Annotated in this window: 8 protein-coding genes; 4 read left to right on the top strand and 4 right to left on the bottom strand. The window is 63.1% G+C overall.

Annotated elements, in window-relative coordinates:
* Window positions 1–12: 12 nt before the first annotated feature.
* Both P8T11_RS00605 and P8T11_RS00600 read left to right on the top strand, forming a co-directional pair.
* Complete coding sequence (locus P8T11_RS00605; RefSeq protein ID WP_268078799.1) at window positions 13–696, top strand: transglutaminase-like cysteine peptidase; 684 nt, start codon at window positions 13–15, stop codon at window positions 694–696.
* Between the two features lie 17 nt (window positions 697–713).
* Window positions 714–2,660, top strand: coding sequence for a bifunctional diguanylate cyclase/phosphodiesterase (locus P8T11_RS00600; protein ID WP_268078800.1), 1,947 nt, complete (start codon window positions 714–716; stop codon window positions 2,658–2,660).
* 95 nt (window positions 2,661–2,755) lie between these two features.
* On the opposite strand, the gene P8T11_RS00595 is transcribed toward P8T11_RS00600, so the two are convergent.
* The 3 genes from P8T11_RS00595 to P8T11_RS00585 are packed head-to-tail and all read right to left on the bottom strand — an operon-like array spanning window position 2,756 to window position 6,108.
* Window positions 2,756–3,583 (bottom strand): M48 family metallopeptidase, encoded by an 828-nt coding sequence (locus P8T11_RS00595; protein ID WP_268078801.1) that lies wholly within the window; start codon window positions 3,581–3,583, stop codon window positions 2,756–2,758.
* A 38-nt stretch (window positions 3,584–3,621) separates the two neighbouring features.
* Entirely contained in the window at window positions 3,622–4,689 is a 1,068-nt protein-coding gene (gene aroC / locus P8T11_RS00590) for a chorismate synthase (protein ID WP_277549531.1), read from the bottom strand.
* Between the two features lie 36 nt (window positions 4,690–4,725).
* Window positions 4,726–6,108: a putative bifunctional diguanylate cyclase/phosphodiesterase gene (locus P8T11_RS00585; RefSeq protein ID WP_268078802.1), complete on the bottom strand. Its 1,383-nt coding sequence runs from the start codon at window positions 6,106–6,108 to the stop codon at window positions 4,726–4,728.
* Between the two features lie 525 nt (window positions 6,109–6,633).
* Here P8T11_RS00585 and P8T11_RS00580 point away from each other — a divergent pair.
* On the top strand, window positions 6,634–8,601 hold the full coding sequence (locus P8T11_RS00580) for a bifunctional diguanylate cyclase/phosphodiesterase (protein ID WP_277549532.1): 1,968 nt from the start codon (window positions 6,634–6,636) through the stop codon (window positions 8,599–8,601).
* A gap of 80 nt (window positions 8,602–8,681) precedes the next feature.
* Window positions 8,682–10,175, top strand: a complete 1,494-nt coding sequence (locus tag P8T11_RS00575; RefSeq protein WP_268078804.1) for a sensor histidine kinase — start codon at window positions 8,682–8,684, stop codon at window positions 10,173–10,175.
* Here P8T11_RS00575 and P8T11_RS00570 read toward each other — a convergent pair.
* The gene (locus P8T11_RS00570; RefSeq protein ID WP_100855109.1) at window positions 10,157–10,876 is read right to left on the bottom strand and encodes a response regulator transcription factor; all 720 of its coding nucleotides are present in this window, start codon (window positions 10,874–10,876) and stop codon (window positions 10,157–10,159) included. The two genes, P8T11_RS00575 and P8T11_RS00570, sit on opposite strands and share 19 nt — an antisense overlap.
* Window positions 10,877–10,977 lie beyond the last annotated feature (101 nt).

The raw sequence follows: 10,977 nt of genomic DNA, 5'->3' as shown, positions 1-10,977 counted from the left end.
AAAATCCGTTTCATGTCTTCGACTCACCGTTACCGCGGCTTTGTGAACCTGTGCCGGCTGGTGTTGCTGTGCCTGGCTTGCGTCTGGGGCGGAAGTTTCGCGCTGGAGCTCAGCTCGGAACGGCTGCAAAGCCTGGCCGCCAGCCGCTATGGCGCGAAGGGCGCGAAGTCTGTTGGCAACTGGCTGCAGTTGATGCGCAGCCCGCCCCCGTCACAAGAGCGGGACAAGCTGACGGCCGCCAACGATTTCTGGAACCAGGCGCTGCTGTCCGCCGAAGACATCACCCTCTGGAAGCAGGCCGACTACTGGGCCACGCCGCTTGAATCGCTGGGCCGAGGCGCCGGCGACTGTGAAGACTACGTCATCGGCAAGTACTTCACCCTGCTGGCGATGGGCGTGCCCGCCAACAAGCTGCGTTTCATCTACGTCCGCGCGCGCGTGGGCGGGCCGGCCAGCAGCAGCCAGGTCGCCCACATGGTGCTGGGCTACTACGACACGCCAAACGCCGTCCCGCTGGTGCTGGACAGCCTGATTTCAACCATCTTGCCGGCCACGCAACGTCGCGACCTGACGCCGGTATTCAGTTTCAACGCCGACGGTGTCTACGTTGACGGCAAGCCGGCCGCGCCGGTTGACCGACTCAGCCGCTGGCGTGATCTACTTCAACGCATGGAACGGGACGGCATACGCCCCTGATGGCCGGAAACAAGACTATGTCCATACTTCGACAGTTACTGCTTAGCGTGACCCTCGCGATCGGCGTCATCCTGCTGGGCACCTTGGCGCTCAGCATCAATTCGGCGCGCGAATACCTGTCTGGCCAGTTGCAGGTGCAAAGCACCGATGCGGCGGTGTCGCTGGCCTTGTCGTTGTCGCAACCCGCCAATAATGATCCGGTGCTGCAGGAATTGCTGATCTCGGCGCTGTACGACGGGGGGCATTTCTCGCTGGTGCGCTTGGCGGACCCCGAAGGCAAGGTGCTGATCGAACGCAAGTCCATCGCCACGCCGAATGCGGTTCCCGCCTGGTTTCAGAAGCTGGCGCCGCTGGACACTCAACCGGCCAGCCACGCGGTCAGCGACGGCTGGCGCCAGTTGGGTGAAGTCACCCTGATCGCCAATGATTCGTACGCCTGGGAAGCCTTGTGGCGCAGCAGCGTGAAGATGATTGCGCTGGTGGTCGGCGCCGGCGTGTTGTGGGCGGTGTTTGCCTTTGTGCTGGTGGGGTGGATCAAGAACCGTCTGCTGCGCGAAATCAGCGACCATGTCCGCAGCATCGGCCAAGACACCCCGCCCGAGCAGGTCGAGGCACGTGTGCCCGAGTTATCCGGCGTGGTGCAGGCGTTGAACCAGACCCGCGAGCGCGTGTACGCCAGCGTGGAAGAACAGAACGCCAAGATCGAATCGCTGGAGCTGGAACTGAACCAGGATCCGGTCACCCGCTTGCCGAACCGCAAGTATTTCGTGAACGAATTCCGGCGCGCGCTTGAAGCGCCCACCGTGGCGGGTGGACACGTGCTGGTGTTCCGCCAACGCGATCTGGCCGACCTGAACCGCCACATGCCGCGCGAATTCATCGACCAATGGCTGCGTGCCGCGTGCGAACGAATTCAGGGCGCGTTGAAGGCGCTGAACGTGGCGTCGCCCTTGCTGGCCCGTCTGAACGGTTCGGATTTTGCGTTGTTGCTGCCAGGCTGCGCCGCGCCGCAGGCCATGATGGTGGCCGAGCAGCTACGGGCCGACCTGCATGCCACGCGCATTCCCGTGGGGGAAGGCCATCTTTGCCGCTGGGCCTTGGCCATGACGGATTACGGCCGGGGCAACCAGGCCGGCCCGGTGTTGGCGCGGCTGGACTTCGGCCTGATGCGCGCGGAAAGCGCCAACAACGATCAGGTCGTGATTGCGGGCGCGACGGATATGCAATCGCCGTCGGAGTCGGGAGAGCGGGCCTGGAAGGACGCCATTCTGTCCGCGCTGGAGGAAAAGCATTTTGAACTGGCCACGGAACACCTGCTGGCGGCCGACGGCACCGCCCTGCGCACCGAGGCAATGCTGATGCTGCGCACGTCCGCTGACCAGGTCGCCATTCCCGCCACGCTGTTCATTCCACCCGCCGTGCGCCTGGACCTGGTGGCGGATTGCGATCTGGAATCGGTGCGCCTGGGCCTGGCTTGGCTTGCCGCCCATGACGGTGAACTGGCAGTGCGCGTCGCCCTGCCGTCCTTGCGTGGCCAGAAGTTTTTCCGCCAATTGGCCCTGATGCTGACAGAACACCGTCCTTTGGCTCATCGCCTGTATCTGGAGATTGATGCGCATGGCCTGGTGGAATGCCATGAGCAGATCGCCACGTTGGCCCGCGTTGTCTCGGACTTTGGCGCGCATATTGGCGTGCGCCGGCTGGCGCAGCAATTCGGCGCGGTGGCTCAGTTGCACACGCTGCCGCTATCCTACGTAAAACTGGGCGGCGGGTTTGTGGGAGGAATGTCGCAAAGCCCGGGCAGCCAGCAGTTGACGGCCTCGGTGCTGGAAACCGCTCGCGCCTTGAACATCGATGTTTACGCCGAAGACGTGCCGGACGCTGAAACGCAGCGCATCCTGGCTGGTTTGGGCATCGAGGTCATGCGTGGTCCTGGCGTGAAGCGCGTGGCAAACCCGGCGTAACCGCGCCGCGCATCAACGACGCATCAACGAATAAGCCGCCCGGGTTTGACCCCGGGCGGCTTATTTTCTTGCGTGGCTGCCGCGCGATGACGACTCTATTTCTTCGCCTGCTGATACAGCGGCAATACCTGCTGGGCGGCGGCTTGCAGATCAGTGATGCGAGACTCCGCCGAAGGGTGCGTCGACAAGATTTCCGGCGGCGCATTGCCACTACTGGCCGCTCCCATCTTTTGCCATAAGGTCACGGCGGCGCGCGGGTCGTACCCTGCCCGTGCCGCGAGTTCGACGCCCATGCGATCCGCTTCCGTTTCATGCGTGCGGCTGTTGGGCAACGAGAACATCACATCGGTCAATTGGCCGCCCAGGTCGGAAGCGGCGCTGGAACCCGTGGCGATGGACAGCACCGACAAGCCCAGGTTCGTTGCCATCTGCTGCGAGACGCGCTCGCGCGCATGCTCGCGCAGCGCGTGGGCAATTTCGTGGCCGATCACCGCGGCAAGCTCATCGTCGGTCGGCTTGATCTTGGAGATCAGGCCGGTATAGACGGCGATCTTGCCCCCGGGCATGCACCAGGCGTTGACCTCATCGCTGGACAAGACGTGGACTTCCCATTTCCAGCCCGCCGCATCGGGGCGAAAAATGCCCGCCTGGGCAACAAGCCGCTGGGAAATGGTGCGCACGCGCGACAGTTGCTGCGCGTCGCGATCCAGCAAGCCCTTGGCTTGCGCCTGTTTGAGGATGTCGGCGTATTGCTGGCTGGCTTCCTGCTCCAGCGCTTGGGACGGCACCAGGCTGGACATGTATTGCGTACGGTTGACGCCGATGGCGCCGGACTGCGTGGTGTTCATGCCGGTGCAGCCCGCCAACACGGCCAGGGCAAGCGCGGCGCCCGCGCCGCGCAACAGATGACGTTTACGATTCATGACGGCCTCCTGGAAACGATGGCGAGAATGCCGGAAGATCAGAGGGGATCGCCGCACTGCCCGCGATGGCGCAGCGCGTGGTCGATCAGCACCAGCGCCAGCATGGCTTCCGCGATGGGCGTTGCGCGAATGCCGACGCAAGGGTCGTGACGGCCCAGCGTTTGGACCATGACGGCCTCGTTCGCGCGATTCACCGAGCGGCGTTCGACACGGATGCTGGACGTGGGCTTGATGGCCAGCGACACGGTAATGGGCTGGCCTGTTGAAATGCCGCCCAACACGCCGCCGGCGTGGTTGGTCAAAAAGCCATCAGGCGTGATTTCGTCACCGTGCTCGGAGCCGCGCTGCGCAATGCAGTCAAAGCCCGCGCCAATGGACACGCCCTTGACGGCGTTCAGGCCCATCATCACGTGCGCGATGTCGGCGTCCAGGCGGTCATAGATGGGTTCGCCCCAGCCGGCAGGCAGGTTCTCGGCCACGACTTCGATACGCGCGCCGACGGAATCGCCATCGCGGCGCAACTGGTCCATATAGGCTTCCAGTTCCGGCACGACTTCGGCATTGGGTGCGTAGAAGGGATTGTTGGGCACCTCGTCCCAGGACAGGAACGGGATCGCGACCGGGCCCAACTGGCTCATGTAGCCGCGCACCTTGACGCCGTATTGTTCGGCCAGCCACTTTTTGGCGATAGCGCCCGCCGCCACTGTGGGCGCCGTCAGGCGCGCCGATGAGCGGCCGCCGCCGCGCGGGTCGCGCACGCCGAACTTGCGCCAGTAGGCGTAATCGGCGTGGCCGGGCCGAAACGTGTCGGCGATGTTCGAATAGTCTTTGCTGCGGGCATCGGTGTTGCGGATCAGCAGGCCAATCGGCGTGCCGGTGGTGACACCTTCATAGACGCCCGAGAGGATCTCGACCTGATCGGCCTCCTGGCGCTGCGTGACGTGGCGTGAGGTGCCAGGGCGGCGGCGATCCAGTTCCAACTGGATATCGGACGCGTCCAGGCTCAGCCCCGGAGGACAGCCATCCACCACGCAACCGATAGCCGGCCCGTGGGATTCGCCGAAATTCGTGACGGTAAAAAGAGTACCTAGGGTATTGCCGGGCATAGGGAGTCAACAGGTCGGGTTTGCAAGCAACCCCGATTATGACACCGCCAAGGCCAAAGCCTGGATTTCAGAGGCTGGCGCGGGCCGGCCGAGCAGAAAGCCTTGCATCACACGGCAGCCCAGCGACTTCAGGATTTCGCGCTGGCCTTCGGTTTCGACGCCCTCTGCCACCACGGGCAGCCGCATCGCCTGGCATAGCCCGAACAGCGCCGAGACAACCTCGCGGCTGCCTGCGTCGGACTCCAGCGCGGAAATGAAGCTGCGATCGATCTTGACCCAATCGATGGGCAAATGGCGCAAATGATTCAGGCTGGAATAGCCGCAACCGAAATCGTCCAGCGCAATGCCGATACCCTGGGCGCGCAGCATGTTCAGCATCTTCACCTGCCTTTCGTAGTGCAGGATGAAGATCGATTCCGTGATTTCCAGCACCAGTTTGCGCGGCGACAGTTGCGTGGTGGCCAATACGTCGGACACCAATTGCACCAGCCCGTCTTCATTCATTTGCTTGACGGACAGGTTCACATGCACACGCCAGGCTGGCGGCCACAATGCGGCCTGCGAACACGCGCGTTCCAGAATCCAGGCGCCCAGCGGCACGATCAGCCCGCTGCGCTCGGCCAGTTCGATGGTGACCGCCGGCGACACACTGCCCAGCGTCGGGTGATGCCATCGCAACAACGCTTCGCACCCCTGCACCATGCCCGAGCCGCTATCGCAGACCGGCTGGTAAAAGAGTTCGAACTGCTCCATGGCTGGCGTGGTCAAGGCCAGCCGCAGGTCGTTTTCCAGACCTTGTTCGTCCCGATGCCGTGCCAGAAGCCGAAAATCAAACAAGTTCCATCCCGGTCCACCGCGCTCTTTCAGGGGAACCAGCGCTACCTGCACACAGCGTTGCAGTTCTTCGACCGTGCGCCCATGTTCCGGGTACAAGGCCGCCCCCACCCTGAATACCGCGATGAGGGGACGCCCCCCTAATTCATAAGGTTCGCTAAGGTCTTCCAGCAGTTTTGTGGACACCTGGGCCGCGCCTACCTCATCCACTTCCGGCACGCAGACGGTAAAGGTGTCGGTGCCGCTGCGGGCAACCAGGCCACCGAGCGTGCGCGTGATCAGGCTCAGACGGTTGGCGACAAGCACCAATAGCGTCTGGTCTTCGCCCGCGCGCAGCATGGCACTGATCTCGGCGTATTGCTCGAAACTGACAAGAAAAAACGCGCCTCGGCGCGCCGGCCCGTCTTTTTGCACCAGCCAGGCGCGGACGCGCCGATGCAACTCCTGCTGGCTCAAGACGCCGGTCAACTCGTCGCGCGTCAACCGGTGACGCAGCGCACGATCCCGGCGCACGAAAAACCAACTTATCGCTGCCAATGCGCCCGCGAGCGTCAGGCACAGTGCGAGCAGGTAACTCTCACGCACGGAGCCCCCTATCTAGATACCCTTGGCGTTGCGGTCCAGGAAAGAACCCAAAGGCTGTAACATTTTTTGAATTATGCATTATTTTCGCAAAAAAACGCCACACTTCGGAGGCAACGCGCCTCTTTTCCTTGAAATCTGAAGGCTCTTTACTCGCTTATGGGTGGTCATGTCGGTCCTTGGTAGCAGCGTGCCGGCCGGTCCACGGACCCATGCCCTGCCCTTACTACGACAGCGAAGCCCTAAAAATTAATACGCCCTGTCTCAATAGTTCTCAAGCTCGTGATCATCACAATAGAAATAATTGCATAGCTCGTCTGACGTTGCGCCGAATTTCGTAATATTCTGTACGTTATGTGACATGCCGAATTACAGTGTAAGCGGTGCCACTGCGGTATTAGTAACGTGTGTCACGTTTCTTATCCAGGCTTCTTTACGTCGGGCCCCTTCTTTGCCCGACGCCCTTTAACCGGCGGCCATGCAGTCTTCGACACGCGCGCTTGCTGCCCGCAAAGGGAACTCAACCACATGTCGACATTACGCCGATTACTTTTTTGCACTGCCCTCCTGGTCGGCTTCATCCTGCTTGGCGCCCAGGCGCTGGGGATGCTGGCCGCCCATCGCTATCTGAACGCCCAACTTGCCCAGCAGAGCGAAGGCGGGGCCAGCGCACTGGCGTGGGCATTGGCGCATGCCTCTTCCAGCCACGAAGAACGGGCGGCGTTGGCTGATGAATTGTTCGAACAAGGGCTGTATACGCAGGTACGCATCACCAACCAGGGCGATACCTCGGTCATTGAGCGAAACAGCCCGCAGGCCGACGCCCGCAACGGCGATTGGCGCAATGCCTGGCTGATGGTTCAAGCCCCGCCGATATCGCGTCCCTATGTGTCATTGGACGGCGGCGCGCGCGGCACGGTAACGGTGCAAGCGGATACCCGGCTGGCGCGCGACACGCTGTGGCAAGGTGGCGTCCGGGTCCTGGGGCTGGTGTTGGCGGCGGGGGTCTTTTGGGCGCTCTTCGCCATCAACCTGGTGCGATGGATCGAGGCGAGGACATCGCGCGACATCTGCGAACGTGTCCGCGCCTTGGCACCCGGTCACAATGCCCCGCCAAGCGGATCGTGCGAACTAGCGGGTGTGGACCAGGCCCTGGTTGACGCGCAGCGCCGGGTGGCCGCCACCGTGGAAGAACAGAATGCCAAGATCGAATCGCTGCAAAGCGAAATCTATCGGGATCCGATCACCCGCCTGTCCAACCGCAAGTATTTCATTGACCAATTCCGAGCGGCGCTGGCCGATAAAACCGGGGAAGCGGGCGGTCACGTCCTGATGTTCCGCCAGCGCGATCTGGCGCAGATCAACCGCCATCTGTCGCGCGCGTTCACGGATCAGTGGCTGCGATCCTCGTCTGACCGCTTGCGCAAGCTGATTACCGAATTTGGCGGACCCACGGCGCAACTTGCCCGGATCAGCGGCTCGGACTTCGCGCTCTTGATGCCCCGCACCTCTGCGCCGCAGGCCAGCGTGCTGGCCGAACGGGTGCGACGCGAACTTCGTTCGCTGCGGGTGCCCATGGACAAGTACGGATGGTGTCGCTGGGCGCTGGCGATGGCCGCTTATGCGCCTGGCGACAACATGAGCGATACGCTGGCGCGGCTGGACCACGCCCTCATGTGCGCGGAAAGCGCCGAGGACGATCAGATCACCCCCGCGAGCCAGGCGGCCGACAGTACGCGCATCGGTGAATACAGTTGGCACGACGCCTTGGCCACCGCCCTGGAGCAGCATCGGTTTTCGCTATCGGTACTGCCGCTGCATGCGGTGCAAGGCGAACTGCTGCACCATGAAGCCAGCCTGACGTTGCACGACACGACCGGCGGCGACCCCGTTCCGGCTTCGATTTTCATGCCCCCCGCGGTTCGCCTGGGCCTGTCGGCCGAATGCGACATACAGGCCATCCGCTTGGGGCTGGACTGGCTGTTCACCCATTCGGCGGCGCTGACAGTGCCGGTTTCTTTGGCGTCGCTGGCGCAAAGCTCATTCATGTCGAGGCTTGAACGCATGCTGGCCGACCGCCCCGCATTGACCGTGCGCCTGATCATTGAAGTGGACGCCGACGGACTGATCGAGCAAGCCGCCGACTTGCGCCAGCTTTGCAGCATCGTCACCGCGGCCGGCGGACGTGTCGGCCTCTCACGTTTGTCGCAGCAATTCGGCGCCATGGAACGGCTGCACGAATTCCCGGTTTCCTATTTGAAACTGTGCGGCAGCTTCATTACCGGTTTGCTTCACAGCCCCGGCAGCCAGCATCTGGCGGCCACCGTCATGACCACCGCGGCAACCTTGGGCATGGCCGTCTATGCCGAAGACGTGCCCGACCTGGCCACCCAGGATATCCTGGAAGATCTGGGTGTCCGCGCGATACGCGGGGCTGTCGTAAACTTCGCCCTTACGCGCGAACTCGCGCCGGATCATCAATGGGTTCCTAGTTGACGGAAGGACTGTTTCTTCGCACCCGCTGTTTTTTCCACCAATGCGGTGCACGAGGCGCCACCGCCGGATCGCAGGCACTGTTGTCGCGACTCGGCATGCTGGCGTGCGCGTTCTTCTGGCCTGGCGCGGTTCTGGCGCATGGCATCACTTCCCCCTACGAAGACATGTTGCTGGGCTTGACGGCGGGCGTGGCGATGACGTGCGGCCTGGCATGCCTGCTGGCCTGGGTCTGCACCCGGTCATCGCTTTTCGGCGCGGGCTTGGCCTTCATGTTGCTGGAAGGCGTATTCCGTTCATTACCCACGCTGCTGCCGCCCGGTGCGTTGCAGGCCGGCTCTTATGCCGCGCTATTGGCGCTGACCGCCCCCCTGCTGATGGGGGCGCCACAGCCGGGATCGCCACCGGCCGCCAGGGTTGCAGTCGCCTGCCGCGGGCTCAGCATGGCGCTGGCGTGCGTGGCCGCATTAGCGCTGATCTTCGTCTACGAAACCGAAAACGGCCTGATTCCCGCCGTCATCGCCGGAACGTGCGCCTGCCTGAGCGTGGCGCTGACTGCCTGGTTTGGAGCGCAAGCCGTTCAACGCAAAGCCGGCCGGCCTCTCGCCTTGGCCATGGTCTGCATCTACGCCGCGTCAGCATGGATGCTGGGCCATGACGCCTGGCTGTCCAACGGTGCGGACACCACCGGCGCGCCGATTGAGCTTGCCAGGCTGCTGCTGGTAGCCGGCGCGCTGCTGGGCGTGGCGCTCAGATGGCAAAGCCATGGGCCCTTCTCCGTGCGCCGCGGGGTTCACGACCACGCCGATGCCGAACACGTGGCGCAAGGCGAACTGCGGGTGGCGGAACTGGCCGGTGCGCTGGACACACAACGCCAAATGAACGCCTTGATTTCGCATGAGCTGCGGGCGCCGCTATCCACCATCAGCGCGGCCGCGCAATCCCTGGACATGATCCTGGCAGACAGCGGTGAAGCCGTCGACACGCGCCTGGGCCGCATCCACCGCTCTGTGGCGCGCATGACGGAACTGATGGATCAATTGCTGAATCAGGACCGTCTGGGCGAACAGGCCTGGACACCGCGAGGCGAACACGCCGACCTGGCTGAACTGGCCCGCGATGTCGCAACGGCGATGCAACCCGACACCGCACACGCGCTGGTGATCCAAGCGGACGCCCCCTTGCCCGTGTTTTGCGACCGCCCGCTGACCAGCGTCGTGGTGCGCAATCTGATTCACAACGCAATCAAATATTCGCCGGCCAATGAACCCGTCCGGATAGAAACAGGCCAGGCCCGCGTTGGTCACGCGCAAATGGCATGGCTGGCCGTGGTCGACCGGGGCCCGGGTATTGAAGAGCAGGAGCAGGCGCGTGTGTTCGAACCGCATTTCCGGCGTTCCGCGCATCGGGAAACGCAGGGCATGGGTATCGGGCTATATCTGGCACGCCGCATCTGCCAGAACCAGGGGGGCTCGCTGACCCTGCAGAGCAAGGTCGGCGTGGGCACCCGCTTTGTCATCACGTTACCCGAGAATGCGCCCAGCCACGCTGGCGCGAATCAGGCCGCGAACACGTAGCCTTGGCCGCGCACCGACAAGACCGGCAGCTTGAGGCCGGCGGTTTGCGCTTTGGCACGCAGACGGCTCACCAGCACATCGATACGGCGCAGCTCGAACCCTCCCGGGCTCTCGGGCAAGAACAATTCCGCCAATACCTGGCGGCTGACGGCATTGCCGGCCGCATCCATCAAGGCCATCAGGAAAGTCCGTTCTTGCGCACTCAAGTGCAGCGACGCGCCGTCTGGCGCCACCAGGATCCAGCCGCCATCCTGCAATGACCAGGTGCTGTCGGCTGATGCCCGCGATTCGGCGTCAGCCGGGCGCGGCGCTTTGGCCAGCCGCATGCGGCGGGCAAGGCTGCGAATCACAGAACTGAGTTCCAGCAGGTCCACCGGCTTGGTCATATAGACATCCGCGCCGCCTTCCAGGCCGCGCACCCGGTCTTCAAGGGCGCTACGACCTGTCAGCATGACAATGCCCACCGGGCTCAAGGCCCGTAGCCGAGTGGCGACGGAAAAGCCGTCTTCACCTGGAAGATGCGCATCCAGAATGACGATGTCGCACGGCTGCTCCTGCAGCCGGCGATAAAACGCCGCCGCATTGTCACAAGCAAACGCTACTCGAAAACCATAGCCGCCCAGGCCTAACGCCAGTTCCTCGCGGAAGTCGGCGTCATCCTCAAGCAGACCGATACATAGCAAACCATCTGCGCCAGGCATATTAAGAGTGCTTTATATTGAAAATTGTCGACAAATGCTCCAGGGATGCGGTATGCGATCCTGAGTGTCCAACAGGCGACAATCTTACGAGATTTACAAAG

The organism is Achromobacter spanius (assembly GCF_029637605.1).
In the GTDB taxonomy this organism is placed as follows: Bacteria; Pseudomonadota; Gammaproteobacteria; order Burkholderiales; family Burkholderiaceae_B; genus Achromobacter; species Achromobacter spanius_E.
Note: the sequence above shows the minus strand (reverse complement) of the source record. Positions and strands in the feature narration are given on the sequence as shown.